Here is a 24,661-nt window from a genome sequence, read left to right as displayed (position 1 = left end):
GCTCTACCCCTGGTCGACTCCTGCCTAGGGCAAGACCGACGGCCGGATCATCACAACCTGATCAAAGCCCCACACAGGCTGTACACATTCCGGCAGGCTGACCTGATGCGCATCAAGACCACCACCCTCATCGCGGGCGCCGCTCTCGTGCTCACCCTCACCGCCTGCGAAGGGGGCAGCAAGACCGGCTCGGACAAGCCAAGTTCCGCCCAGTCCGCCAAGCCAACTGCGGCCGCCACGACCAAGGCCCCCAAGGCTGACGCTGAGGTAGGCGCTCTGCCAGACATGACCGGCAAGGGCCTTCAATCAGCGCAGGACCAAGCGCAGGCCGCCGGCTTTTACAACCTGCACTCACACGACGCTCTCGGTCGTGGACGTATGCAGGCACTCGACAGGAACTGGAAGGTCTGCGGCCAATCCCCGACCGCAGGCGAGCACCCCACTGACGTCAAGATCGACTTCGCGGCGGTCAAGCTCGAAGAGAGCTGCCCGACCAATGACCAGGGCGGCACGGACCCTCAGGTCAGTGCAACCATGCCCGACTTCACCGGAAAGTCCGTCAAGGTCGCCCGGGAGTCACTCGACACTTCCACCAGCCTCACCGTCACCGACGCATCGCCCCAGGGCCGCATGGTCATCGTCGAATCTAACTGGCAGGTCTGCACCCAGGGACCCGCTGCCGGCACCAAGCTCGACGGCCAGCCCGTCACCCTTACCGCCGTGAAGTTCGATGAAAGCTGCTGACCTGATGCGAACGAAGACCACCACTGGCCTCATAGCAGTCACGCTCACGCTCACGCTCACTTCCTGCGGCAGCAGCGACGAGAGCACGGAAAAGCCCGCCACTAAGCCGACTGCCACCGAGGCCAACCTCAGCCCCGAGGCCCTCGCGAGCGCCCGCGCTGCTGCCGACCTTCCGTCCGAGCCCGACGCCAAGACCCGACAGGCCTACCTCGACGCGCTGAACGCCATCGACCCACGCATCATCAAGCCGGGCAAGGAAGACCAGGCCGTCAGTCGCGGCATCAACCAGTGCAGCTCCATCAGGACCACCGAGGACGAGGCCAGGCTCGCGCAGACCGCGCTCCAGCGGTTCACCGTCGACACTCGGCTTCCCGATATCGCCAGCCAGGAGACCGGCCGGAAAATCAACCAGGCCGTGCACACGCACCTCTGCCCTGACTTCTGATCGCTGACGGGCCGCGCTCTCGCGCGCGGCCTTACGCGGTTCGAGCCACAGATGTCAGTGCTGGTTGATCGGAACCTCGTAGACGATCTCGCACCAGGAGGCAGGGACAATCGTCGAGCCGCCGACCGTCGCCGCCCGGGAGCTCTCGCCCTGGTCCCTCGACGAGACGCTCGACTTCCTTGCCGCTGCTCGGAAGGACCCGCTGTACGCCGCCTTCGTGCTCGCCATCGCCTTCGGCTTCCGCCGCGGTGAGGTCGTCGGCCTTCGATGGGAGAACGTCGACCTCGACAAGCGGGAGACCCGGGTCAGGACGCAGCGTCAACGGGTCGCCGGGGAGGTGTACGAGGACGACCCCAAGGGGCGCCGGCGGAAGCAGACGCTTCCGCTCCCCGCGATCTGCGTCGCTCCCCTGCGGTGGCAACCCCTCAAGCAGGCCGCTGCTCGCGAGCGTGCCGGGGAGAAGTGGACGGAGACCGGGTACGTCTTCACCACCCGCACCGGGCAGCCCATCGAGCCGCGCAACCTCTACCGCTCGTTCACCCGCGTCGCGAAGAACGCCGGCCTTCGCGTCGTCCGGCTGCACGATGCCCGGCACGGCACGGCGACGCTCCTCACCGCCGCCGGCGTCCCGCCCCGCGTCGTGATGGAGATCCTCGGTCACAGCCAGATCGCCGTGACGATGAACGTGTACACGCACGTCGTCCAGGACACGCACGCGCGAAGCCGTGAGTCACGTGGAGCGGCTGCTCAGGAGCCGTCCCCGGTCGTGATCGACCGTCCCCGTGGATGTCAGAAGTGGATGTCAAAGGCCCCGGACCATGATCGGTCCGGGGCCTTTGTGCTGGTGGGCGCGGACGGTTTCGAACCGCCGACATCTGCTTTGTAAGAGCAGCGCTCTACCCCTGAGCTACGCACCCGTGGAAGTGAAGCAACAGCGTACATGGCGGACCGGTGGGTGCGGCAAACCGGTGGCTGGGGTGTGGTGGGGCAACCGATGGGGTCGTGTGTTCGTCCAGGGTGGGTGGGAGAATGTAGCGGTCCGGGCAGGGCGGCTGAGAGAGCGCGGGAGAGGGAACGTGGCGGCGACCGTGGGCAGGGGTGGGGCGACGCGCGGGAGCTCCGGGGTGTTCGGGCTGGTCGTCGCGTTGCCGCTGGTCGTGGCCGCTGTGGTGCCGCACGCCTTCGCCGGGGGCGGGGGCGGGGGGCGGCGTTGGTTCGGGGGGCGGGACGAGGGGCGGCGGGCGGCGGCGCAGGCGGCCAAGGATGCTGCGGCGGCCGCGTTCTACGAGCTGGACACCGCGCAGCGGGGGCTGCGGATCTCGATAGAGACGATCACCGCGGTCGACGACTCGGCGGAGGCGCGCCGCGCGGTCGAGGGCTTCGCGGCGCTGGGGCGGCGGATCGACGAGGTCAGTGGCGCGTACATCACCGCCGTCGACAGCCATGACCTGGACCGTGACGAGCTGGACGCGGCAGCCGCCGGGCGGGCCCGGGCGGACATGGAAAGGGCCAGGGACGAGCTGGTACGGGTCAAGGGGGAGCTGGACCGGTTCGAGCAGGGGCTCGCGCCGCTGCTCGGGCGGGCCGAGACCCAGCTGGCCCGGCTGGCCCCAGCCGTAGAGCGGGCGCGACAGGCGCTCCGGAACGCGAGCGGTGCTCTCGACGCGGTGCGGGAGGGTGGGTTCCGGGCCGACGACCTCGCCGTCCGGCTCGCCCGGCTCGGCCCCGAGCTCACCCGGCTCAACGAGGGCGCCGGCCGGCACGGTGTCGCCGAGACCCTGCAGCGCGCGGACCAGGTGCTGCGCGAGGCCGAGGCGGTGCGGGCCGAGGCCGAGCAGGTGCCCGAGCGGGCCGCCGAGATCGACAAACGCCTTGTCTCCCTCCGTACCCGCACCCAGGCGCTCGCCACCCGTGCCGCCGGTGTCGAGCCCGTCCTTTCCGAGCTGCGCCGCCGCTTCTCCGCCGCCTGCTGGCAGGACCTCCAGCACGTGCCCGAGCAGGCCGGCACCGCCGCCCGGCAGGCCGAGGAGCGGCTCGCCGAGGCGGCGAAGGCCCGCGACGAGCAGCGCTGGCCCGACGCCACCTCCCTGCTCTCCACCGTCCGTGCCCTGCTCAACACCGCCGACGAGGGCGTCGCTGCCGCCGGCGAGCGGCTGCGCCGGCTGAACGCGGTCGCCAAGGACCCGCACGACGAGATCGACCGCACCCGCTTCGCCGTACGGGACGCCCAACGCCTCGCCATGTCCGGCCGCACCACCCCCGAGCCGCGGCACGCCGGACCGCTCGACGAGGCCGTGGCCCGTATCGACCGGGCCGTCGGCATGCTCGACACCGGCCGGCACCCCGACTACTGGGCCTTCCTCACCGAACTGGAGGCGATCCGCGCGACCGCCGCCCGGGTCGTCGAGCAGATCCGCGAGGAGCGCGCCAAGCCCTGACCGGCGGGCCACGGCAGGCCGTACCCTGTGGCCATGCCTCGTTACGAGTACCGCTGCCGGACCTGCGGCGACACCTTCGAGCTCAGCCGCCCCATGGCCGAGTCCGCCGCCCCCGCCGCCTGCCCCGCCGGCCACGACGACACCGTCAAGCTGCTCTCCGCCGTCGCCGTCGGCGGCAGCAAGTCCCCCGCCCCGAGTGCGGGCGGCGGTGGGGGTGGCGGTGGCGGGTGCTGCGGTGGGGGCTGCTGCGGCTGAGCCGACGGCCGGCCTGACTGTCCGGATGACTGGCTGTCCGGATGTCTGACTCTCCGGATGTCTGACTCTCCGGACGCCTGACTCTCCGGATGTCTGACCGTCCGGACGCCTCAGTGCCCGGATGCCTAGGCGCCCGGATGCCTAACTGTCCAGATATCTCAGCACCGCCAGCACCCGCTTGCTGTAGCCCTCGCTCCGGCCCGTCAGCTCCAGCTTGTCGAAGATCGCGTTGATGTGTTTCTCCACCGCGCTCTGCGACACGTGGAGCCGAGCCGCCACCGTCGCGTTTGTGTGGCCCTGCGCCATCGCCGCCAGGACCTCGCTCTCGCGCGGGGTGAGCCGGGCCAGCGGGTCGGTGTGGGAGGAGCGGACGAGGAGGCGGCGCACGACCTCCGGGTCGAAGGCGGTGCGCCCCTCCCCCACCCGGTCCAGGGCGTCGAGGAACTCGTCGACCTGGGCCACCCGGTCCTTCAGCAGATAGCCCACGCCGCCCCTGCCGGGCCCGTCCGCCGCGCCGGTCAGCAGCTCCGTCGCACAGCGCTTCTCCACGTACTGTGACAGCACGAGCACCCCCACCTCCGGCCACCGGGTCCGGATCTCCAGAGCCGCGCGCAGCCCCTCGTCGGTGTGGCTGGGCGGCATGCGCACATCGGCGACGACCACGTCCGGCGGGTCGGCCGCGACGGCCGCGAGGAGTTCGACGGCGGTGCCGAAGGCCGCCCGCACCTCGTGGCCCTCCTCGGCCAGGAGCCGTACGAGCCCCTCCCGCAGCAGGGTCGAGTCCTCGGCGAGCATCACGCGCACGGCAGCTCCGCCCCGATCACCGTCGGCCCGCCCGGCGGGCTGTCGACCGTGAGGCGTCCGTCGAGTGCCGCCACCCGGCTCGCGAGGCCCGCGAGGCCGCTGCCTCGGCCCGGGTCCGCGCCGCCCGCGCCGTCGTCCCGTACCCGTATGTCCAACACCTTCCCCTTCCCGGTCACTTGTACGTCCACGATGCCTGCCCCGGCGTGCTTGACGACGTTCGTCACCGCCTCCGCAACGACGAAGTAGGCCGCGGCCTCCACGGACTTGGGCAGCGGCCCCGGCACCGCGTACCCGAGCCGCACCGGCAGCGGGCTGCGTTCTACGACCGCTTCCAGGGCCGTCCGCAGACCGGCCTGGTCCAGGATCGCCGGGTGCACCCGCCAGGCCACCTCGCGGAGTTCGGCGAGGGCCAGCCGGCTCTCCTCGTGCGCCTGGAGCAGCAACTCGGCGGCGCGCTCGGGGTCCCGGCCGCGGCGGGCGCGGCCGATGAGCATGCCGAGGGCGACGAGCCGCTGCTGGACGCCGTCGTGGAGGTCGCGCTCGATGCGGCGCCGCTCCTCGTGGACGACGTCCATGATCTCGGCACGGCTCGCGGCGAGTTCGGCGATCCGGGCCTCCAGCGCTTCGGCCTGGCTCGGCCCGAGCATGCGCCGAGCCAACTCGCCCTCCATCCGGACGACTTGACCGAGCCCCTGGACGGAGAGGAAGAGCAGCAGCAGCCCGCCCAGTCCGCCGAGGACTACCGGCAGCGGCTGCCGAATGTCGACGACGAGCCAGCCGGCGAGCGCGAAGACGAGGTACGCCAAGCCGGCCGCCGCGCACCCGAGGACCACCGCGCCGAGGACGCCGACCGGCCAGCGGGAGAGGAGGTACGGGAGCGTGCGCGGGTGGGCGAACGGTGGTACGCGGATGCCGAGCAGCCGGTCCAGCCGCCACCGCTCGACCCGTACGAGCCGGTCCACCGCCCCGGTCGCCGCGCGCCGCCCGCCCGGCCGGACCGCGAGTGGAAGCAGGAGCAGCCCGGCCGCCGCCTCCAGGACCACGAGCAGCGCCCCGAGCGCGAGCCCCGTCGTGAGCGCGAGCGCCGCCGCACTCCGAAGCCTCTTCATGATCGGCCACGCTACCGGGCTCGTGCGGTCCGCACCCTGCGGAAAACCCCACCTATCACTGCGGTCGGCAGCAGTCCCCCGTGCCGTACCGCTTCCTAGCGTCGAAGGCATGAACGAAGCCATGAACATGGAGGGCTGGATCAACAGCCTCATGGACACCCTCGGCGCGCCCGGCGCGGGCCTCGCCGTCGCCCTGGAGAACCTCTTCCCGCCCATCCCGAGCGAGGTCATCCTGCCGCTCGCCGGCTTCGCCGCCGCGTCGGGCCGGATGAACCTGCTCGCCGCACTGCTGTGGACCACGGCCGGCTCGGTGCTCGGCGCGCTCGCCCTGTACGGGGCAGGGGCACTGTTCGGCCGGGAGCGGGTGCTCGCGATCGCGACCCGGCTGCCGCTGGTGAAGGTCGCGGACGTCGAACGGACGGAGGCGTGGTTCGCCCGGCACGGCACGAAGGCGGTGCTGCTCGGCCGGATGGTGCCGATCTTCCGCAGCCTGATCTCGGTGCCGGCTGGGGTCGAACGGATGCGCCTGCCCGTCTTCCTTGCTCTCACCACGCTGGGCAGCGCCCTGTGGAACACCGTCTTCGTGCTCGCCGGGTACGTCCTCGGCGAGAACTGGGAGCAGGTCACGGACTACGTCTCGGTCTACTCGGAGGCGGTGCTCCTCGCGGCACTCGCCGCGGTCGCGTGCTTCGTGGCGGTCCGCGTCGTACGGGCGGTCAGGCCGGGTCCGGGAGCGCGCCGGGCCCGACGCTGAGTCCGGGAGCGCGCCGGGCCCGACGCTGAGTCCGGGAGCGCGCCGGGGCCCGACGCTGAGTCCGGGAGCGAGCCGGGGCCCGACGCTGAGTGCGGGGGCGCGGCCGACACCGAGTCGGGGGCCGGGCCAGGTACGGAGTCCGGGGCCGGGCCCGACTCCGAGCCCCGGGTCAGGGCCCGACCCTGAGTCCGGGAGCGCCCCCGACGCCGAGTCGGAGGCGGGCCCGGCTGGGCCCGGCGCCGAGCCCCGGGCTAGCGATGGTCGCGCACCGCCGCCCGGAAGCGGCGGAGGATCTCCTCTCCCGCCGCCACGCCCCGCTCGGCCAGCGCCTCCACGTGTGGTGCGGTCCAGTCCGAGTCGGCGAGTTCGCCGTGGCCCGGGCGCCAGGCGCGGTCGGCGGCGAGGAGCAGGTCCGCGTCGAGGAGGGAGTCGCCGGCGGCGAGGGTGAGGGTGGCGCCGGTGCGGCGGGCGACCTCGCGCACGGCCGCGCTCTTGGTCAGCGGCTTCGGCACCGCGTACACCTTCCGGCCCTGGAGCGAGACCGTCCAGCCGCGCTCGTCCGCCCACGCGGTGAAGCCGGCCAGCCACTCCTCCGGGAGCCGCTCGCGCTCGACGACCAGGTAGGCGAACAGGTCCTCGGCGACGCGGTGCTTGCGTACCCAGGACGGGTCGGTGGTGGCGGCGAGGTGTGCCCGGACCTCGGCGAGCGGGGCGCACGCCTCCGCGACCCGGCGGAGCACCTCGGTGTGCCAGTCGGGGTCGGAGACGCCGTCGACGAGGAGGTGGCCGCCGTTGGCGCAGATCGCGTACGTGGGCGGGGGCGCGCCGGCGCCGAGCAGGCGGATGCGCTGGTACTGCTTGCGGGTGCGGGTGGTGGTCGGCACGAAGACCGTCTCGGCGGCGAGTTCGCGCAGCTGGGCGGCGGCGTGCTCGGTGACGTACGAGAGCGGCTTGGACTCGTGGACCTCGACGCAGAGCAGGCGGGGGGCCTGCGGGTCGGGCATGCCGAGGGCGAGGGCGGCGCTGGAGTAGATGAGGGTGCGGTCGAGGTCGCTCGCGACGAGGACCTTGGTGTTCGTGGTGTTCTTGGTGGCCATGGTCGTCATGGTGGTCATGGTCGTCATGGTGCTGGTCACTGGGACGCCACCGCCTTGCCGTCGGCGCCGGTCGCCCCGCGCGTGTACCTGGGGTGGATCAATCCGACGCAGCTGTACGGCAGTTCGTCGACCTCCTCGACCGGTACGCCGCGCTGCTCGGCCAGCAGCCGTACGTGTGCCAGGTCGGCGCCCGCGCCCCGCTTGGCCAGGATCTTCCACGGCACGCGGCGCAGCAGCACCCGGGTCGTCTCGCCGACGCCCGGCTTGACCAGGTTGACGTCGTGGATGCCGTACTCCTCGCTGATCCGCTCGACGGCCGCCCAGCCTTCCCAGGTGGGGGTGCGGTCGGCGGCGAGCAGCTCCTTCACGTCGGCGTCGACAGCCGCCGCGACCTCGTCGAAGCGGGCGGCGACGGCGTCGAGGAAGGCGCCGGAGACGTCGGCGCCGGCCAGCTCGCGGTAGAACTTCGCACCGTGGAAGTCGTGCGGGCCGACGAGGTCGGCGCGCAGGACGGTGCGCGATATCAGGCCGGAGACGGTGGAGTTGAGGCAGGCGGAGGGGATGAGGAAGTCCTCGCGGGTGCCGTAGGTGCGGACGCAGGAGCCGGGGTCGGCGAGCACCGCGATCTCCGGGTCGAACCCGGAGCCGGAACCGGAGCCGGATCCCGCTCCGGGTCCGGTGCCGGATCCGGTGCCAGATCCCGCTCCGGATCCGGCGAAGTCCTTTATGGCCTCGGCCAGTTCGCGGGTGATCGCGCCCTTGCCGGTCCAGCCGTCGACGAACACGACGTCGGTCGGGTCGTGGTGCTCGGCCAGCCAGCGCAGCGCGTTGGCGTCGATGCCGCGGCCGCGCACGATCGACACCGCGTAGTGCGGCAGCTCCAGCCCGTGCCGGTGCTGCGCCCACCGGCGCATCAGCACCCCGACGGGCGTCCCGGCCCGGGCCAGCGAGACCAGGACCGGGCGCGGTGACCGCTCGGCGAGCACGGTCTCCGTGACCGTGCCGACGGCCCGGGCGATCCGGGACGCCGAGCTCTCCAGCGCGGTGCGGAACAGCTCCTGGTACGCCGCGCTCGGCTGGTACTCCACCGGCAGCGACTCCGCGTAGTGCGCCCCGCCGCTCTGGATCGCCTCCTCGCGCTCCTCGGTCGGCGCCTCGAGCCGTACGTCCGACAGGTCCTGGAGCAGCCAGCCCACCTCCTCCGGCGCGTACGAGGAGAACGCGGGGCCGCGCAGGGGCTCGGACAGCATGGAGCTCCTTCCAGGAGCGTCGTGAGTCGCGGAAGTCGTGGGAGTCGTGGGAGTCGGCTGAGTCACGGGTGCTGCCGGTTCCGCCGGAGTCCCCGGTACGTGGGAGGGCACGACGGCCAGCACGACGTGCGGCACATGCGCGGCGAGCTGCGCGAGCAGTCCGTCCGGCGCGTGCAGCTCGGGCGTGTCGCCGACCGAGTCGACGACGGCCACGACCGCGTCGAAGCCGTTGCCGGCGACGTTGTACGCGTACCGTTCCCCCGGCCCGTCGGCGGGCGCGTCGTGCGCGGGGAAGACGAGCCGGGTCCGTATCGCGTACCCGGGATCGTCGACGGCGAGGACGGGCGAGCGGGTCGTCGTCGAGTACCGCACGTCGTGCCCGGCCGCCTCCAGCTCGCCGGCGAGGCGCAGCGGGGCGTACATGAGCTCCTCGAAGCCGAGGACGAGCACGCGCCCGCCCCGGCCGGGCCCCGGCAGCGCCTCGCTGATCCGCGCCGCCATACCGGGCAGCGCCGTCTCCAGGAGGCCCCGGTGCTCGGGCGTGAAGCCGTGCCGCCCGCCGTCGGGAACGCCTGCGGGCCAGTCGAGGTCGACGCGGAGGGGGGCGGGGCGGGGCGCCTGAGGAGCAGGGTGTGCGGCCGCTGCCGGGGCGGCCGCCACGACTGGCGCCGGCGCCGGCATCGGCGACGCGTCCTTCGTCGCGTCCTTCGCGTCCTTCGCGTCCCGCGGCGCCGTGCTCGCCGTACTCGCCGCGCTCGCCGTGCTCGCCGCGTTCGTCTCGTTACCCGTACTCGCCTCGTTCACCGCGTTCGCCGCGTTCACCGCGTTCGCCGCGTTCGTCTCGTGCCGCGCCACCAGCTCCTGGCCCTTCGCCAGTACGCCCTCGGGCAGATCCACCGTGCCCGCTGCCCGGGTGATGAGGTCGACCCGGGCGCCGAGTTCCGTCGCGAACGCCGTCAGGCGGGCGCGGTCGGCCGGGGCGCGCATGTCGACGAGGGCGACGATGACGTAGCGGTCGCGCGGGTAGCGGGCGTGGAGGTCGCGGATGGTGTTGAGGACGGTGTTGCCGGTGGAGAACTCGTCGTCGACGAGGACGAGGGGGCCGGGGGCGGCGAGGAGGGCGGGGTTCTCGGGGAGGAGGAGGTGGGAGGTGGCGTGGGAGTGGGACTCCTCGAAACCGCCGGCGGAGGCGACGCCCGGGACGGGGCGGCGGGTGGAGTGGAGGTAGGGGGCGAGGGCGAGGCCGTCGGCGACGCTGTGGCCGAGGCCGGTGGCGGTCTCCGCGTATCCGAGGACGACCGCGCGGGCGGCCTCGGTGTCGCCGAGCAGCCGTCGTACCCGCACACCCAGGTCGTAGCCGGCGTCGCGGACCACGGAGGGCCACTGGGGCACGTGCTTGCCCAGGACGTTGGAGACGAGCAGGTGCGCCCGCTTGGGGTTGCGGCGCAGCGCCAGGCCCAGCAGGTCACGCAACTGTTCGTCGCCGACCAGTTCGACGCCCAGTCGCTCCGCGACCCACGTTCCGGTCCACACCACGTCGTTCGTCTTCCTTTCCCGTGCCGGTCGCTATGCCGCGAGGCCGGCGGTGAGCAGCTCCACGAAGCCGACGTCCTCGCGGGCCACGCCGAAGACCTCGGCGCGCCGGAGGGTGCGCTCGGCCCAGGCGCGGTGCGGCTTCACCTCGTTCATCTTGTTCGTGTACGCCGAGCGGAGCACCCCGCCGCCGTCGCGTTCCGGCCGCAGGATGTCCTGGGCGTCGCTGAACTCCTCGTGGGTGACCACGGAGAGCGCGTGCACCGGCACCACATGGCTGGGGTGGATGCAGGTCTTGCCGAGTAGGCCGTTGGCGCGATCGAGCTCGATCTCGCGGAGCAGTCCGTCGAGGTCGTGCTCGATGAGCGCGGTGCGCAGGTCCTCGGCGCGGCCCTCCAGGAAGGGGCTGCGGCGCAACTGGGGCTTGAACATGCGCTCGCCGGGCCGGAAGTACTCCCACACGGGTCCGGTGATGGTGAAGCCGGTGCCGTCGGAGCGGCCGAGGACGTTGACGACGTCGCCGATGACGGCGGAGACGATCTGGACGTCGTACGCGGTCATGTCGGGCGAGCGGCGCAGCCCGTAGTGGGAGCAGAAGTCGGTCACACCGAGGCGGAGCGCGAGGATCCGCTCGCGGTACTTGTCGGTGAGGGAGGCGATTCCGGCCAGGGTCTCGACCCGCGTCTCCAGGTGGAGCAGCTCGGGAGACTCCAGGACGGGCATGGCGAAGAGGCGGCGGCCGCAGCTCTGCTCGGCGGCGGTGAGCGCTTCGAGGAAGGGCCGGCCACGGCTCTCGGTGAACTTGGGTAGTACGAATCCGGACAGCAGCCGGACGCTCGCGCCGAACCGGGCGACCAGGTCGGTGATCTGGCGCGGCTCGCGGACCCGGACGAAGAGCAGGGGCAGGTCCGCGGCACCCGCACCGGCACCGGCACCGACTTCGCGGCCGGGCTGGGCGCCGGTCCCGGACCGGGCCTGCAGGCCAGGCCCGGCCCCGGCCCCGGGCCCGGACCCGGCCTCGTCGCCGGGCACGTCCTCGGTCCCGTCCGCCGCCTCGTACCCGGCCCCGGCGCTCGCGTGCAGTTCGGCGAACTGCCGGACCAGGTTGTCCTCGCCCGCCGCCACGTCCGCGTCGCTGATGGAGTCCTCCAGGCAGAGGACCATGGAGACGACTCCACGGGCCGCCTGCTTGCGGATGTCGGCGGCGAGCCGGGGTCGGGTGGCGGGGCTGTAGAGCGTGGCGCCGAGGGCCGCGGCGAGGGTGCGCGCGGGGGAGTCGGCCGTGAACTCGGCCGGCTCCTGGTGGAACAGTCCGGCCCGCGTGGCGGCCGGAATGTGCCCGAAATGACGCATATATATCCCCCGACTGGGCTCGCGGCCGCTGACGACATGTGGCCGGTAATAGTACGTAGGGGAGGGTGTCCTCAGTTCCCCCCGCACGTGAAGTTCGGGTAACTCGTCCGCTTCCGGCCCCCCGCGTTGTCCGGATGGCGGGCGGGCAGGGAAGATGACGGGCATGACGCACGCGATGCTGAAGGGCTCCAACGTCCCTCTCGACACCGCGGCCGTACGGGCCGTGCTCCGCTGGACCCCCGGCCCCGGGGTGCCCGACGTGGACGCGTCGGCCCTGCTGCTCGGTGTGGACGGGCGCGTCCGCTCCGACGAGGACTTCGTCTTCTACAACCAGCCCCGGCACCCCTCCGGGATGGTGCGGCGGCTCGCGAAGAAGCGGGAGCCCGAGGGGCTGACCGATCCCGTGGAGGCCGATCTGGGCGCTCTGGACACCTCGGTCGACCGTGTGGTGATCGCCGCCTCCTCGGACGGCGGCACCTTCCGGTCCGTCTCCGACCTGCGGATCCTCGTGTACGACGCCACTCCGGGCGCGGCGGGCGGCGAGCCGCTCGCGGTGTTCGACGTGTCGGCCGAGACCGGCGAGGAGACGGCGATCATCTGCGGCGAGCTGTACCGGCGCGGGGACGGCTGGAAGTTCCGGGCGGTGGGGCAGGGCTACCCGACCGGTCTGGTCGGCCTGGCCACCGACTTCGGGGTGTCGGTCGACGACGGCGCGGAGGGCGCCGCCGACGCCCCCGAGGCCCCGGCCCCCACCCCCGCTCCCGCCCCGGCCACCGCTCCCGCCTCGGCCACCGCTCCCGCCTCGGCGCACGACCCCGACGCGACGGTCGTCCACACCCCGGCCGTACCGCCGCAGCCCACCGCTCCTCCCGCTCCCCCGGTTCCGGCGCAGCCCCCGGCGTACGGGTACCCGCAGCCCACGGGCGCGCCGGCGCCCGCTCCCGCGTACGGCTATCCGCACGCGGCCCCGGAGTTCCGGATGCCGCCGATGGGGCCGCAGTTCGTCGGCCGCTGACCCGCTGACGCGCACGGCAGGCCGGGTCAGGTCTTCGTCTTGAAGCCCCGGCCCCACTGCATGCCCCAGCCGTAGAGCCGGTCCAGCTCGGCCTGGAAGCCGTACACGAACCGCACCTCGCGCCGCACCATCAGCTCGCCCTTGACGTTGTCGACGCTGAAGACGGCGCAGGAGCGGGCCTGCGGGGCGCGCTCGTCGAGTTCGATCTCGATGCGCGGGCCGTTGCTCGGGTAGAGCGTGACCTTGGCGTGGGTGCGGTCGAAGGCCGGGGTCTGGTCGTAGATGTAGACGAAGAACAGCAGGCGCTTGATCTCGTCGCGGTGGTCGAGGTTGACGAAGATCGTCTCGCCGGAGGGCGCGCCGAACCGGTCGTCGCCGCTGAGCTTCACGTACGGCGGCTCGTTCAGCTCGCCGAAGAAGTTGCCGAGTGGCTGGATCACGCCCTTGCTGCCGTCGGTCAGCTCATAGAGGCAGCCGAGGTCGAGGTCGACGTTGACCACGCCCTGGGTGTGGGCCTGGACCTCCTCGGGCTTGAAGAGCCTGAGGGGGTGGCGCAGCAGGCTCGTGGAGTGGCGTGGGCCCTCGATGTCGGAGGTGCGCATCCGCCAGGAGAGGTTGACCCGGAGGTTGCCGGTGGCGGCGCCCTGCTTGGTGAGGGAGACCGTGGGGTGGCGGCGGGTCAGGTCGATGGAGTTCGCGGCGGCGCCGCCGGAGTCGAACGGGTCCCGGCCCGGGAAGAGATTGTCGAAGAAGCCCACGGGCCCCCACCCCCCACTGTCGTCATCTGCCGACTGTCGTCACATCGCGCTGAACATGCACTCTGAACATGCCACGGGGCGGCCGGGTGACCCGACCGCCCCAGTGAAGCGTTCCTCATTCTCAGGGGTGTCACACCCCGGAAGTCACCTCGGCCTTGCCGTCCGAGGCGTCAGCTTTTCCCTCGGCCGCCGCGAGCGCCTTGTTGCGGCGGACGGAGGACCAGAAGGACCAGGCGATGAGGACGACGCCGACGAGGCCGGTGATGACCTCGTTGATCTCGTACTGGATGGTGACCAGGAGCAGGACGGCGAGGGCGCCGATCGCGTAGTGGGCGCCGTGCTCCAGGTAGACGTAGTCGTCGAGGGTGCCCTGGCGGACCAGGTAGACGGTGAGCGAGCGGACGTACATGGCGCCGACGCCGAGGCCGAGGGCCATCAGGACGATGTCGTTGGTGATGGCGAAGGCGCCGATGACTCCGTCGAAGGAGAAGGAGGCGTCGAGGACCTCCAGGTAGAGGAACATGAAGAAGGCGGCCTTGCCGGCGAGCACGACTGCCGAAACCTTCTTGCCGGAGCGCTTGGCCTCTTCCTCGGCCTCGTGCTCGGCCTCCTCTTCCTCCTCCAGCTTGTTCTCGAAGTAGCCGGAGAGACCGCCGACGACGAGGTACGTGATGAGGCCGGCGATGCCGGAGACGAGCACCGTCTGCGCCTTGTCGACGTGCATGCCGCCGTGCTGGTGGGCCTGGGTGGCGAAGGTCATCGAGGTGACGAGCAGGGCGATCAGCGCGATGCAGACCGACAGCATGTCGACCTTGCCGAGCTTGGCGAGCGGGCGCTCGATCCAGCGCAGCCACTGGATGTCACGGTCCTCGAAGATGAAGTCGAGGAAGATCATCAGCAGGAACATGCCGCCGAAGGCCGCGATCGACGGGTGGGCGTCGGTGACGAGCTGCTGGTACTTGTCGGCGTCGTTGAGGGCAAGGTCGACGGCCTCGATCGGGCCGATCTTGGCGCTGATCGCGACGATCACGACGGGGAAGACCAGCCGCATGCCGAAGACCGCGATGAGCACACCGACCGTGAGGAAGATCTTCTGCCAGAAGGCGTTCATCTTCTTCAGGATTCCGGCGTTGACCACCGCGTTGTCGAAGGACAACGAGATCTCGAGGACGCAGAGGATCGCGACGACCCCGAAAGCCTCCCACCCCCCGTAGAGCACCGCGGCGGCCAGGCCGAGGGCGGTGATCGCGAACGACCAGCCGAAGGTTTTCAGAATCACTGTCTACCCCATCGTGATATTTACGCGGCTTTACGAAACGTTGACCCCGAAGTCTAGAGCGATGCCCCGAAGTCCGGACGCGTACCCCTGACCGACCGCCCGGAACTTCCATTCGCCGTTGTAGCGGTAGAGCTCGCCGAAGATCATCGCGGTCTCGGTGGAGGCGTCCTCGGAGAGGTCGTAGCGCGCGAGTTCCTGGCCGTCGGCCTGGTTCACGACCCGGATGAAGGCGTTGCTGACCTGACCGAAGGACTGGCCGCGGAGGTCGGCCTCGTGGATCGAGACCGGGAAGACGATCTTGTCGCAGACCTCGGGAACCCGGGTGAGGTCCACGATCAGCGACTCGTCGTCGCCCTCACCCTCGCCGGTGAGGTTGTCGCCGGTGTGTTCGACGGAGCCCTCGGGGCTCCTGAGGTTGTTGTAGAACACGAAGTACTCGTCGCCGAGCACCCGGCCCGACTGGCACAGCAGGGCGCTGGCGTCGAGGTCGAACGGGGCTCCGGTGGTGGAGCGCGCGTCCCAGCCGAGACCCACGAGCACCTGGGTGAGGTTGGGTGCGGCCTTGGAGAGGGAGACATTGCCTCCCTTGGCGAGCGTGACGCCCATGACGGTGGTTCCTCCCCGAGGGTTCTGCGAATGCGGCCCGGCGGAACCCGGTCGCACGATGAGGCACGTCCGGCGCCGCACGGAGGTGCGGCGCCGGACGGGTGCTGACGGCCTGTCTCAGGCGTCGGCGTCGGCTCAGACGTTGACGCCGAAGTCCTGCGCGATGCCGCGCAGGCCCGAGGCGTAACCCTGGCCGACGGCGCGGAACTTCCACTCCGTGCCGTGGCGGTACAGCTCGCCGAAGACCATGGCGGTCTCGGTGGAGGCGTCCTCGGAGAGGTCGTACCGCGCGATCTCGGCGCCGCCGTTCTGGTTCACGACGCGGATGAACGCGTTGCGGACCTGGCCGAAGGACTGCTGGCGGTTCTCGGCGTCGTAGATGGACACCGGGAAGACGATCTTGGCGACGTCGGCCGGCACGCCGGCCAGGTTGACCTTGACCTGCTCGTCGTCGCCCTCGCCCTCGCCGGTGAGGTTGTCGCCGGTGTGCTCGACGGAGCCGTCGGCGCTCTTCAGGTTGTTGAAGAAGACGAAGTCCTGGTCGTTGCGGACCTTGCCGGCCTCGCTCACCAGGATGGCGCTGGCGTCGAGGTCGAAGTCCGTACCGGTGGTGGTGCGGACGTCCCAGCCCAGACCGACGGTGACGGCGGTCAGGCCAGGGGCCTCCTTGGTCAGCGAGACGTTGCCGCCCTTGCTGAGGCTGACTCCCACGAGTCCCTCCAGTGGTGTTCCAGGGGCAGCGCCCCCAGTCGTGCGTTGGCATTCGGATCAACGTCTGGATCCTAGTGACGGGTTCCCCGCCGAAACAGACGTTTCGCCCGAGTGGCGGGGAGCGCTCCCCGTACGGACCCGGACGACGCGGCTCAGAGCGCCGCGAGCGCCTTGAGGCAGTCGTCGAGGTCGCGGGCGTCGGGCAGGGCGTTGACGACGGACCAGCGGACCGTGCCCGCCTTGTCGATGACGAAGGTGCCACGCACCGCGCAGCCCTTGTCCTCGTCGAGGACGCCGTACGCGCGCGAGGCGGCGCCGTGCGGCCAGAAGTCGGAGAGCAGCGGGAACTCCAGCTGCTCCTGGTCGCCGTAGACGCGCAGGGTGTGGATGGAGTCGTTGGAGACGGCGAGCAGCTGGGTGTCGTCGTTGACGAAGGCGTCGAGGTGGTCGCGCAGCTCGCGCAGCTCGCCGGTGCACACGCTGGTGAAGGCGAAGGGGTAGAAGAACAGGACCACGTTGCGCTCGCCACGGAAGGCGGAGAGCCGCACAGTGCGGCCGTGGTTGTCCTTCAGCTCGAAGTCGGGGGCCTCGGCGCCGATCTCGATCGCCATCGCGTACGCATCCCTTCGCCGGCGGGCCGGCCCTTGGGCCGAATCGGTGAAACCCACCCTAAGGGGCGGTCGGGACGGAGCTCGACAGGGGATGCGCGGAGCCCCCGCCGGTATGTCCGGCGGGGGCTCCGTGCTGCGTTCGGGGAGTCAGCGCTTGGGGGTGACCAGGCGGGTGCCCGTCCAGTCCTTGGCGACGCTGATGCTCTTGGACTGGGAGAGACCTGCGGTCTGCGCGGCATCGCTGATGTCGCTCGGCTCGATGTAGCCGTCGCGGCCCGTCTTCGGGGTCAGCAGCCAGATCATGCCGCCGTCCTCCAGGAGTCCGATGGCGTCCACCAGTGCGTCGGTGAGGTCACCGTCCTCGTCGCGGAACCACAGCAGCACGACGTCGGCGACGTCGTCGTAGTCCTCGTCGACGAGATCCTGGGCGATGAGGGACTCGATGCCTTCACGGAGATCCTGGTCGACGTCGTCGTCGTAACCGATCTCCTGGACCACCTGTCCGGGCTCGAACCCCAGCCTCGCTGCCGGGTTGGTCCGCTCCTCCGCGTGGTCCGCGGTCGCGCTCACGGCTTGCCTCCTGATCATGTATCGGAAAATGCTTCGGCCACGCGCGTACGCGCGGCGCTGGCCGTAGTCCACACGTGCCGGGGCGGATCGCGCAAGTACCCGGCCGATGAGACCGCCGAAACGGTGACTTTTGGGGCCGTCTCGCCGCAACTTCCGGCGAACACCCGTCGCACTGCGTGACAGGTCGTGCACTCTTCGCCCGGCATTGTGGGCTTCTGTGGCTTCAGTCTGCCGAACAGGCTGACGAAACGCATGCGCGGGATGGGCGTAAGGTTGCGATTTGACCGAACAAGGCGCCCCGAGAGGGTTACCGCTCGGTAAAGATGACGTTTGCCGTCGGCGGGGTACACGATGAACATCCCGGCCGCAGCGGGGTCCCCCTCCCCCGCGGGCTCCACCGACCAGCGAAGGAACAGCGTGGCTTCCGCATCCGATCGCAACCCGATCATCATTGGCGGCCTTCCCAGCCAGGTCCCGGACTTCGACCCGGAAGAGACCCGGGAATGGCTCGACTCCCTGGACGCCGCCGTCGACGAGCGGGGCCGGGAGCGCGCCCGCTATCTCATGCTGCGGCTGATCGAGCGGGCCCGCGAGAAGCGGGTGGCCGTGCCCGAGATGCGCAGCACGGACTACGTCAACACCATCGCCACCAAGGACGAGCCCTTCTTCCCCGGCAACGAGGAGATCGAGCGCAAGGTCCTCAACGCCACCCGGTGGAACGCGGCCGTGATGGTCTCGCGCGCCCAGCGCCCCGGGATCGGCGTCGGCGGCCACATCGCGACCTTCGCCTCCTCCGCCTCCCTCTACGACGTCGGCTTCAACCACTTCTTCCGCGGCAAGGACGAGGGCGACGGCGGCGACCAGATCTTCTTCCAGGGCCACGCCTCCCCCGGCATCTACGCCCGCGCCTTCCTGCTCGACCGGCTGAGCGAGACGCAGCTCGACGCCTTCCGCCAGGAGAAGTCGAAGTTCCCCGACGGCCTGTCCTCCTACCCGCACCCGCGGCTCATGCCGGACTTCTGGGAGTTCCCGACCGTGTCGATGGGCCTCGGCCCGCTCGGCGCGATCTACCAGGCCCGGATGAACCGTTACATGGAGGCGCGCGGCATCGCCGACACCTCCAAGTCGCACGTGTGGGCCTTCCTCGGCGACGGCGAGATGGACGAGCCGGAGTCGCTCGGCCAGCTCACCCTCGCGGCCCGCGAGAACCTGGACAACCTGACCTTCGTCGTCAACTGCAACCTGCAGCGCCTCGACGGCCCGGTGCGCGGCAACGGCAAGGTCATCCAGGAGCTGGAGTCGGTCTTCCGAGGGGCCGGCTGGAACGTCATCAAGCTGATCTGGGACCGCTCCTGGGACCCGCTGCTCGCCCAGGACCGCGACGGCATCCTGGTCAACAAGATGAACAACACGCCGGACGGGCAGTTCCAGACGTACGCGACGGAGACCGGCGGCTACATCCGCGACCACTTCTTCGGCGACGACCAGCGGCTGCGGGCCATGGTCGAGGGCATGACCGACGACCAGATCCTGCACCTGGGCCGCGGCGGTCACGACCACAGGAAGATCTTCGCCGCCTTCTCCGCGGCCAAGGCCCACCAGGGCCAGCCGACGGTGATCCTCGCCAAGACCGTCAAGGGCTGGACGCTCGGCCCCAACTTCGAGGGCCGCAACGCCACGCACCAGATGAAGAAGCTGACGGTCGACGACCTGAAGCGCTTCCGCGACCGGCTGCACATCCCGGTCACGGACAAGCAGCTGGAGGACGGCCTGCCGCCCTACTACCACCCGGGCCGGAACTCCGAGGAGATCCAGTACATGCACGACCGCCGCAAGGCGCTCGGCGGGTACGTGCCCACCCGTGTGGTCCGCGCCAAGCCGCTGGTGCTGCCCGACGACAAGGCCTACTCGGCGGTGAGGAAGGGCTCCGGCCAGCAGCAGATCGCCACCACGATGGCCTTCGTCCGGCTGCTCAAGGACCTGATGCGGGACAAGGAGATCGGCAGGCGCTTCGTGCTGATCGCGCCGGACGAGTACCGCACCTTCGGCATGGACTCGTTCTTCCCGAGCGCCAAGATCTACAACCCGCTCGGCCAGCAGTACGAGGCCGTGGACCGCGAACTGCTCCTCGCCTACAAGGAGTCCCCGACCGGCCAGATGCTGCACGACGGCATCTCCGAGGCGGGCTGCACCGCCTCGCTGATCGCCGCCGGCTCGGCCTACGCCACGCACGGCGAACCGCTCATCCCGGTCTACGTCTTCTACTCGATGTTCGGCTTCCAGCGCACCGGCGACCAGTTCTGGCAGATGGCCGACCAGCTCGCCCGCGGCTTCGTGCTGGGCGCCACCGCCGGCCGCACCACGCTGACCGGCGAGGGCCTCCAGCACGCCGACGGCCACTCCCACCTCCTCGCGTCGACGAACCCGGGCTGTGTCGCCTACGACCCGGCCTTCGGCTTCGAGATCGCGCACATCGTCCAGGACGGTCTGCGCCGCATGTACGGCCCCGAGGCCGAGGACGTCTTCTACTACCTGACGGTCTACAACGAGCCGATCCAGCACCCGGCCGAGCCGGCGGACGTGGACGTCGAGGGCATCCTCAAGGGCATCCACCGCTACCGGCGCGGCGAGGCCGGCACGATCCCGGCGCAGATCATGGCCTCCGGCGTCGGCGTGCCGTGGGCCCTGGAGGCCCAGCGGATCCTCGCCGAGGAGTGGAACGTCCGCGCCGACGTCTGGTCCGCGACCTCCTGGAACGAGCTGCGCCGCGACGCCGTGGCCGTCGAGGAGCACAACCTGCTCCACCCGGAGGAGGAGCAGCGCGTCCCGTACGTGACGCGGAAGCTCCAGGGTGCCGAGGGCCCGTTCGTGGCGGTCTCCGACTGGATGCGCTCGGTGCCGGACCAGATCTCCCGCTGGGTGCCGGGCCGCTACACCTCGCTGGGCGCGGACGGCTTCGGCTTCGCGGACACGCGCGGCGCGGCCCGGCGCTTCTTCCACATCGACGCCCAGTCGATCGTGCTCGCGGTCCTCACGGAGCTGGCCCGCGACGGCAAGGTCGACCGCTCGGCCCTGAAGCAGGCCATCGACCGCTACCAGCTGCTCGACGTCTCGGCCGCCCACCCGGGCGCCGCCGGCGGCGACGCGTGACAGCGCGACGTAACAGCACCGCGTAACAGCACGCGGCACGGCACCGCGGCACAGCACCGCGCCACGGCGCGTCGTGCCTGGTGAGGGCGGTGGGACCACGGTCCCGCCGCCCTTCGGCGTTCCCCGGTTTTCCCTACGATGCGGGGCATGAGAGATCGCTGGGAGGAGCTCACCCAGAAGCCGCTGCTCGTGCTCGCCGTGGCGTTCGGTGCCGCCTACGCCGTGCCGATCGTGGCGCCGGGCGCCGAGCCGTGGGTGCACCGGCTGTGCACCCACGTGGAGTGGACGGTGTGGGCGGCCTTCGCCCTCGACTACCTCGTGCGGCTCGCGCTCGCCCCGGCCCGCTGGGCCTTCGTACGCGGCCATCCGCTGGACCTGATCGCGGTGATACTGCCGATGGTGCAGCCGCTGCGGCTGCTCAGGGTGGTCTCCACACTCCTCCTGGTGGGCCGGCGGGCCAGGATGGCCCCGCAGATGACGCTCACCACGTACGTGGCGGGCGCGGTGGTCGGGCTGATGATGTTCGGCTCGCTCGCGGTGCTGCACGTGGAGCGGGACGCGCCGAACGGCAACATCAAGACGCTCGGGGACGCGCTCTGGTGGTCCTTCACCACGATGACCACCGTCGGCTACGGCGACCACGCCCCGACGACCGGTCTGGGCCGGGTGCTCGCGGTGGGCCTGATGCTGTCCGGGATCGCGCTGCTCGGTGTGGTGACGGCCAACATCGCGGCCTGGTTCATCTCCCGCTTCGACCGGGACGACGAGGCCGAGCGCCGGCAGACCGAGCTCCTGGAGGCGCTGACCGCCGAGGTACGCGCCCTGCGGGCCGAGGTCGCGCGCCTCTCGGCCCCGCCGGCGGACCCGGACCGTGGCGCGGACGCGGGCCCTGGCGCGGACCCGGACCGTGGCGCGGACCCGGACCGTGGCGTGGACGCGGGCCCGGGCACGGGAACGGGCACGAGCACGGGCACGGGCACGGGCAGGGGCAGGGGCTCGTGCCCTGGCACGGACGCGGGCCCGGTCCCGGGTCCGGGCAGCCCCGAGGTCCCCGCGCCCGCGGCTGCGCCTACCTCTCCCAGATCTTGAACGCCCGGACCTGGTACGGCGTCTGGGGTGCCCACGTCCCTCTGCCCGGATAGGTCTCGAACTCCCCGGTCTCCGCGCACTCGGCCGACTGGTAGGTGGTGACCGGCCGCCCGGTCCGGTTGGCGAGGGACTGGGCGCTGGTCCCGGCCGGCAGGGCGACGCAGCTCTCGATGTCGACCGAGGCCAGCTCGTGGATCTGGGCCTTGCCCTTGAAGTCGGCCTTCGGCCACAGGCACAGCTGGCCGGGCCCGCAGGCGCCGAGGGCCGTGCCGGCCGACCTCGCGAGTGCGCTGGGCGCGGCCTGCGCGGCCTGCACGGTGGCCGCGGTGGGTGCGGCCTGGGCCGGGAGCGCCGGTACCGCCAGGGCGGTCAGCAGGACTCCGGCGGCGAGAAGCGTCTTCGTATACATGCAGGTGAACCCCCGTCTCGTAACTCTCTGTAATCAAAAGCATGGCGGAGAGTCCGGCGCAACGGAAGAGGGGCCGCCCCCGTTCACGCGAACAGGTGACGGCCCCCTACGGGAACCCCGAGATGAGCCTGCGACTCCTAGATGTGGGCCGCGCCCGCGCCCGCCTCCGCGTTCTCGCCGCGCTTGGTGAGTGTGGCGACCAGCGCGGCGGCGACCGCCACGACACCGGCGACGGTGAAGGCGAGGCCCATGCCGTCCATGAAGGTGTCGTGGATGACCTTGCCGATGACCTGGACGATCTCCGGCGTCACGCCCGGCGCCTTGGCCAGCTCCGGGGGCACCATGCCGAACTCGGCGGCCTGCTCCAGGCGCGGGTCGGCCGGCCCGGGCAGGTGGGCCGCCTGCCAGTTCTCGCCGAAGGCGCTGGACACCTTCGAGGACATGACGGCGCCGAGCACCGCCGTCCCGAGCGCGCCGCCGACCTGCATCGCGGCCTGCTGCAGGCCGCCGGCCACGCCGGACAGCTCCAGCGGCGCGTTGCCGACGATGACCTCGGTGGCGCCGACCATGACCGGGGCGAGGCCGAGTCCGAGGAGCGCGAACCACAGCGACATGGCGAGGGTGCCGGTGCCGGGGGTCAGGCTGATCATGCCGAACATGGCGACGGCGGTGCACACCATGCCGCCGACCAGCGGGACCCGCGGGCCGAACCGGGTGATCAGCGCACCCGCCAGCGGCGAGGAGACGATCATCATGCCGGTGAGCGGCAGCAGGTGCAGACCGGCGTCGACCGGCTTGAGCCCCTTCACGCCCTGCAGGTAGAAGGTGACGAAGAACAGGCCGCCCATGAAGGCGAACGCCATCAGGACCATGAGCACCACACCGGCCGACAGCGGCACGGAGCGGAACATCTTCAGCGGGATCAGCGGCTCCTTGGCCCTGGTCTCCCACACCGCGAACACGGCGAAGAGGACGAGCGCGCCGATCAGGCAGCCCCAGGTCTTGCCGCCGCCCCAGCCCCAGGACTCGCCGGCCTTGATGATGCCCCAGATGAGGGCGGCCATCGCGGCGGAGAGCAGCAGGATGCCGAAGACGTCGAAGGAGCGCGGGGCGTTCTCGGCGCGGTGGTCCTTGAGGATCACGAGGCCGAGGACGAGCGCGAGGGCGCCGACCGGCACGTTGATGAAGAAGACGGACTGCCAGCTGACCTTCTCCACGAGCAGGCCGCCGACGATCGGGCCGCCCGCCGTCGAGGCGCCGATGACCATGCCCCAGATGCCGATGGCCATGTTGAGCTTCTCGGCCGGGAAGGTGGCGCGCAGCAGGCCGAGCGCGGCCGGCATGAGCAGGGCGCCGAAGAGGCCCTGGAGGACCCGGAAGGCGATCACGAGCGCGATCGAGCCGGACAGTCCGATGGCGCCGGAGGCGGCGGCGAAGCCGGTGATGCCGATGAGGAAGGTCTGCCGGTGGCCGAAGCGGTCACCGAGCTTGCCGGCGGTGACGAGGGCGACGGCGAGCGCGAGCAGGTAGCCGTTGGTTATCCACTGGACCTGGGCGAGCGACGCCTGGAGGTCTTCCTTGATGGCGGGGTTGGCGATGGCGACGATCGTGCCGTCGAGCGCGACCATCATCACGCCCACTGCGACGGAGAACAGGGTCAGCCACGGGTGACCGCGCAGTCCCCTCGCCGGAGCCGCGTCGGCCGGCTCCGGCTCCGGGGCACCCCCCTGACCCTGCGGGGCCTTTTCCACGGTGATCTGACTAGTCATGAAAACGAGGCTAGTGTCAGCCGCTGACAATTGACAAAGCGATTCACGCGCCGGTAACTGTCACGTAGCTCACAGGTACGCTGAGCAGGTCCGAGCGGCGAGGAAGCGGCGAGAAAAAGACGGAAGACGTGGCCGAGAACGTGACGGAAGAGGGGCGCCGGACGTGACCGCTCCCGGTCTGCGCGAGCGCAAGAAGCAGCGCACCCGCGACGCGCTGATCCGGGTGGCCCTGGAGCTGTTCACCACCCAGGGGTACGAGCGGACCACCGTCGACGAGATCGCCGACGCCGTCGACGTCTCCCAGCGCACCTTCTTCCGCTACTTCGCCACCAAGGAGGACGTGGCCTTCGCCGTCCAGCAGATGGTGGAGCAGCGCTTCCTCCGCTCGCTGGCCGAGCGGCCGCCCGAGGAGGGCCCGTTCGACGCGCTGCGCAACGCGGTGCTCGGCGGCTGGGACACGATCGGCGAGGCGATCGAGGAGGTCGTCCCCGTCGAGCTGTACCTGCGCACCTTCCACCTCATCGAGTCCACGCCGGCCCTGCTCGCCGTCCATCTGCGCCGCTCCAACGAGATGGAGGACACCCTCGCCCGGATGATCGCCGAGCGCGAGGGGCTCGACGTCGACGAGGACCCGCGGCCGCGGATCGCCGTCGCCGCGTTCGGTGGCGTGATGCGGGTGACCGGCCAGCTCTGGGTCCGCGGCGAGGACCTGACCCTGGACTCGATCCGCGCGCTCACCGAGCGGTACCTCGACCATCTGGGCGCCGCACTCGCCCCGCGCTGGCGCCCGTGAGCCCGCCGGCCCGTAAGCCCACTGGCCCGTAAGCCCGCCGGCCCGTCAGGCGGTCCGCACGCCCGCCCGGTCACCCGCACTCCCGTACGTACACCCCTCACCCACCGTCACCGTCCCGC

Annotated in this window: 22 protein-coding genes, 1 tRNA gene and 1 pseudogene; 10 read left to right on the top strand and 14 right to left on the bottom strand. The window is 71.3% G+C overall.

Annotated features, from left to right (window positions below; all coding sequences use genetic code 11):
- Positions 1–105: 105 nt before the first annotated feature.
- The 3 genes and pseudogenes from ACIRSU_RS18555 to ACIRSU_RS18545 all read left to right on the top strand — a co-directional run.
- The gene (locus tag ACIRSU_RS18555) at positions 106–744 is read left to right on the top strand and encodes a PASTA domain-containing protein (RefSeq protein WP_403793320.1); all 639 of its coding nucleotides are present in this window, start codon (positions 106–108) and stop codon (positions 742–744) included.
- Between the two features lie 4 nt (positions 745–748).
- On the top strand, positions 749–1,189 hold the full coding sequence (locus ACIRSU_RS18550; RefSeq protein WP_403793318.1) for a hypothetical protein: 441 nt from the start codon (positions 749–751) through the stop codon (positions 1,187–1,189).
- A 109-nt stretch (positions 1,190–1,298) separates the two neighbouring features.
- Positions 1,299–1,959, top strand: a pseudogene (locus tag ACIRSU_RS18545) (tyrosine-type recombinase/integrase); the annotation flags it as partial.
- A 72-nt stretch (positions 1,960–2,031) separates the two neighbouring features.
- On the opposite strand, the gene ACIRSU_RS18540 reads toward ACIRSU_RS18545, so the two are convergent.
- Positions 2,032–2,106, bottom strand: a tRNA-Val gene (locus ACIRSU_RS18540).
- A 159-nt stretch (positions 2,107–2,265) separates the two neighbouring features.
- On the opposite strand from ACIRSU_RS18540, the gene ACIRSU_RS18535 reads away from it, so the two are divergent.
- Both ACIRSU_RS18535 and ACIRSU_RS18530 read left to right on the top strand, forming a co-directional pair.
- Entirely contained in the window at positions 2,266–3,627 is a 1,362-nt protein-coding gene (locus ACIRSU_RS18535; protein WP_403793316.1) for a hypothetical protein, read from the top strand.
- A 33-nt stretch (positions 3,628–3,660) separates the two neighbouring features.
- Complete coding sequence (locus tag ACIRSU_RS18530) at positions 3,661–3,882, top strand: zinc ribbon domain-containing protein (protein ID WP_403793314.1); 222 nt, start codon at positions 3,661–3,663, stop codon at positions 3,880–3,882.
- 141 nt (positions 3,883–4,023) lie between these two features.
- Here the strand turns inward: ACIRSU_RS18530 and ACIRSU_RS18525 are convergent, their stop codons facing one another.
- Together ACIRSU_RS18525 and ACIRSU_RS18520 are read right to left on the bottom strand one after the other, a co-directional pair.
- Complete coding sequence (locus tag ACIRSU_RS18525) at positions 4,024–4,677, bottom strand: LuxR C-terminal-related transcriptional regulator (protein WP_403793635.1); 654 nt, start codon at positions 4,675–4,677, stop codon at positions 4,024–4,026.
- Positions 4,677–5,795, bottom strand: coding sequence for a sensor histidine kinase (locus ACIRSU_RS18520; RefSeq protein ID WP_403793312.1), 1,119 nt, complete (start codon positions 5,793–5,795; stop codon positions 4,677–4,679). Before ACIRSU_RS18520 ends, ACIRSU_RS18525 begins: the two co-directional genes overlap by 1 nt.
- Positions 5,796–5,904: 109 nt before the next feature.
- Between ACIRSU_RS18520 and ACIRSU_RS18515 the strand changes: the two genes are divergently transcribed.
- Positions 5,905–6,549 carry a DedA family protein gene (locus ACIRSU_RS18515; RefSeq protein WP_403793310.1) on the top strand — a complete coding sequence of 215 codons (645 nt, stop codon included), beginning with the start codon at positions 5,905–5,907 and terminating at the stop codon, positions 6,547–6,549.
- Positions 6,550–6,800: 251 nt separating this feature from the next.
- On the opposite strand, the gene ACIRSU_RS18510 is transcribed toward ACIRSU_RS18515, so the two are convergent.
- The 3 genes from ACIRSU_RS18510 to ACIRSU_RS18500 are packed head-to-tail and all read right to left on the bottom strand — an operon-like array spanning position 6,801 to position 11,782.
- Complete coding sequence (locus ACIRSU_RS18510) at positions 6,801–7,664, bottom strand: HAD family hydrolase (protein ID WP_403793308.1); 864 nt, start codon at positions 7,662–7,664, stop codon at positions 6,801–6,803.
- Between the two features lie 17 nt (positions 7,665–7,681).
- Positions 7,682–10,429: a phosphoribosyltransferase gene (locus ACIRSU_RS18505; protein WP_403793633.1), complete on the bottom strand. Its 2,748-nt coding sequence runs from the start codon at positions 10,427–10,429 to the stop codon at positions 7,682–7,684.
- A gap of 33 nt (positions 10,430–10,462) precedes the next feature.
- A complete protein-coding gene (locus ACIRSU_RS18500; protein ID WP_403793306.1) occupies positions 10,463–11,782 on the bottom strand; it encodes an HpcH/HpaI aldolase/citrate lyase family protein in 1,320 nt (439 codons plus the stop codon).
- 163 nt (positions 11,783–11,945) lie between these two features.
- Between ACIRSU_RS18500 and ACIRSU_RS18495 the strand changes: the two genes are divergently transcribed.
- Positions 11,946–12,797, top strand: a complete 852-nt coding sequence (locus tag ACIRSU_RS18495; protein WP_403793304.1) for a TerD family protein — start codon at positions 11,946–11,948, stop codon at positions 12,795–12,797.
- A gap of 26 nt (positions 12,798–12,823) precedes the next feature.
- Here the strand turns inward: ACIRSU_RS18495 and ACIRSU_RS18490 are convergent, their stop codons facing one another.
- The 6 genes from ACIRSU_RS18490 to ACIRSU_RS18465 all read right to left on the bottom strand — a co-directional run bounded on the left by ACIRSU_RS18490 (position 12,824) and on the right by ACIRSU_RS18465 (position 17,332).
- Complete coding sequence (locus tag ACIRSU_RS18490) at positions 12,824–13,555, bottom strand: Tellurium resistance (RefSeq protein ID WP_403793302.1); 732 nt, start codon at positions 13,553–13,555, stop codon at positions 12,824–12,826.
- 130 nt (positions 13,556–13,685) lie between these two features.
- On the bottom strand, positions 13,686–14,834 hold the full coding sequence (locus tag ACIRSU_RS18485) for a DUF475 domain-containing protein (RefSeq protein WP_403793300.1): 1,149 nt from the start codon (positions 14,832–14,834) through the stop codon (positions 13,686–13,688).
- A gap of 30 nt (positions 14,835–14,864) precedes the next feature.
- Positions 14,865–15,440, bottom strand: coding sequence for a TerD family protein (locus ACIRSU_RS18480; RefSeq protein ID WP_403793298.1), 576 nt, complete (start codon positions 15,438–15,440; stop codon positions 14,865–14,867).
- A 135-nt stretch (positions 15,441–15,575) separates the two neighbouring features.
- A complete protein-coding gene (locus ACIRSU_RS18475; RefSeq protein ID WP_403793296.1) occupies positions 15,576–16,151 on the bottom strand; it encodes a TerD family protein in 576 nt (191 codons plus the stop codon).
- A gap of 152 nt (positions 16,152–16,303) precedes the next feature.
- Positions 16,304–16,762 carry a peroxiredoxin gene (locus ACIRSU_RS18470; RefSeq protein WP_403793294.1) on the bottom strand — a complete coding sequence of 153 codons (459 nt, stop codon included), beginning with the start codon at positions 16,760–16,762 and terminating at the stop codon, positions 16,304–16,306.
- A 147-nt stretch (positions 16,763–16,909) separates the two neighbouring features.
- The gene (locus ACIRSU_RS18465) at positions 16,910–17,332 is read right to left on the bottom strand and encodes a DUF3052 domain-containing protein (protein ID WP_403793292.1); all 423 of its coding nucleotides are present in this window, start codon (positions 17,330–17,332) and stop codon (positions 16,910–16,912) included.
- Between the two features lie 417 nt (positions 17,333–17,749).
- Between ACIRSU_RS18465 and aceE the strand changes: the two genes are divergently transcribed.
- Complete coding sequence (aceE, locus tag ACIRSU_RS18460; protein WP_403793290.1) at positions 17,750–20,482, top strand: pyruvate dehydrogenase (acetyl-transferring), homodimeric type; 2,733 nt, start codon at positions 17,750–17,752, stop codon at positions 20,480–20,482.
- Between the two features lie 138 nt (positions 20,483–20,620).
- Positions 20,621–21,571 (top strand): potassium channel family protein, encoded by a 951-nt coding sequence (locus ACIRSU_RS18455; RefSeq protein WP_403793288.1) that lies wholly within the window; start codon positions 20,621–20,623, stop codon positions 21,569–21,571.
- On the opposite strand, the gene ACIRSU_RS18450 is transcribed toward ACIRSU_RS18455, so the two are convergent.
- Together ACIRSU_RS18450 and ACIRSU_RS18445 are read right to left on the bottom strand one after the other, a co-directional pair.
- Complete coding sequence (locus ACIRSU_RS18450) at positions 21,552–21,980, bottom strand: peptidase inhibitor family I36 protein (RefSeq protein ID WP_403793286.1); 429 nt, start codon at positions 21,978–21,980, stop codon at positions 21,552–21,554. The genes ACIRSU_RS18455 and ACIRSU_RS18450 overlap by 20 nt on opposite strands.
- Positions 21,981–22,117: 137 nt before the next feature.
- Entirely contained in the window at positions 22,118–23,749 is a 1,632-nt protein-coding gene (locus ACIRSU_RS18445) for an MFS transporter (protein WP_403793284.1), read from the bottom strand.
- 163 nt (positions 23,750–23,912) lie between these two features.
- Between ACIRSU_RS18445 and ACIRSU_RS18440 the strand changes: the two genes are divergently transcribed.
- The gene (locus tag ACIRSU_RS18440; RefSeq protein WP_403793282.1) at positions 23,913–24,542 is read left to right on the top strand and encodes a TetR family transcriptional regulator; all 630 of its coding nucleotides are present in this window, start codon (positions 23,913–23,915) and stop codon (positions 24,540–24,542) included.
- Positions 24,543–24,661 lie beyond the last annotated feature (119 nt).

The organism is Streptomyces sp. NPDC101160 (genome assembly GCF_044768205.1).
In the GTDB taxonomy this organism is placed as follows: Bacteria; Actinomycetota; Actinomycetes; order Streptomycetales; family Streptomycetaceae; genus Streptomyces.
Note: the sequence above shows the minus strand (reverse complement) of the source record. Positions and strands in the feature narration are given on the sequence as shown.

Excerpts from the sequence above, each read along its gene's own strand:
- ACIRSU_RS18510 (WP_403793308.1), bottom strand. The coding sequence starts at position 7,664 with ATGACCACCATGACGACCATGGCCACCAAGAACACCACGAACACCAAG.
- ACIRSU_RS18520 (WP_403793312.1), bottom strand. The coding sequence starts at position 5,795 with ATGAAGAGGCTTCGGAGTGCGGCGGCGCTCGCGCTCACGACGGGGCTC.
- ACIRSU_RS18500 (WP_403793306.1), bottom strand. The coding sequence starts at position 11,782 with ATGCGTCATTTCGGGCACATTCCGGCCGCCACGCGGGCCGGACTGTTC.
- ACIRSU_RS18445 (WP_403793284.1), bottom strand. The coding sequence starts at position 23,749 with ATGACTAGTCAGATCACCGTGGAAAAGGCCCCGCAGGGTCAGGGGGGT.
- ACIRSU_RS18455 (WP_403793288.1), top strand. The coding sequence starts at position 20,621 with ATGCGGGGCATGAGAGATCGCTGGGAGGAGCTCACCCAGAAGCCGCTG.
- ACIRSU_RS18550 (WP_403793318.1), top strand. The coding sequence starts at position 749 with ATGCGAACGAAGACCACCACTGGCCTCATAGCAGTCACGCTCACGCTC.
- ACIRSU_RS18495 (WP_403793304.1), top strand. The coding sequence starts at position 11,946 with ATGACGCACGCGATGCTGAAGGGCTCCAACGTCCCTCTCGACACCGCG.
- ACIRSU_RS18555 (WP_403793320.1), top strand. The coding sequence starts at position 106 with ATGCGCATCAAGACCACCACCCTCATCGCGGGCGCCGCTCTCGTGCTC.
- ACIRSU_RS18515 (WP_403793310.1), top strand. The coding sequence starts at position 5,905 with ATGAACGAAGCCATGAACATGGAGGGCTGGATCAACAGCCTCATGGAC.
- ACIRSU_RS18450 (WP_403793286.1), bottom strand. The coding sequence starts at position 21,980 with ATGTATACGAAGACGCTTCTCGCCGCCGGAGTCCTGCTGACCGCCCTG.
- ACIRSU_RS18530 (WP_403793314.1), top strand. The coding sequence starts at position 3,661 with ATGCCTCGTTACGAGTACCGCTGCCGGACCTGCGGCGACACCTTCGAG.
- ACIRSU_RS18470 (WP_403793294.1), bottom strand. The coding sequence starts at position 16,762 with ATGGCGATCGAGATCGGCGCCGAGGCCCCCGACTTCGAGCTGAAGGAC.
- ACIRSU_RS18525 (WP_403793635.1), bottom strand. The coding sequence starts at position 4,677 with ATGCTCGCCGAGGACTCGACCCTGCTGCGGGAGGGGCTCGTACGGCTC.
- ACIRSU_RS18480 (WP_403793298.1), bottom strand. The coding sequence starts at position 15,440 with ATGGGCGTCACGCTCGCCAAGGGAGGCAATGTCTCCCTCTCCAAGGCC.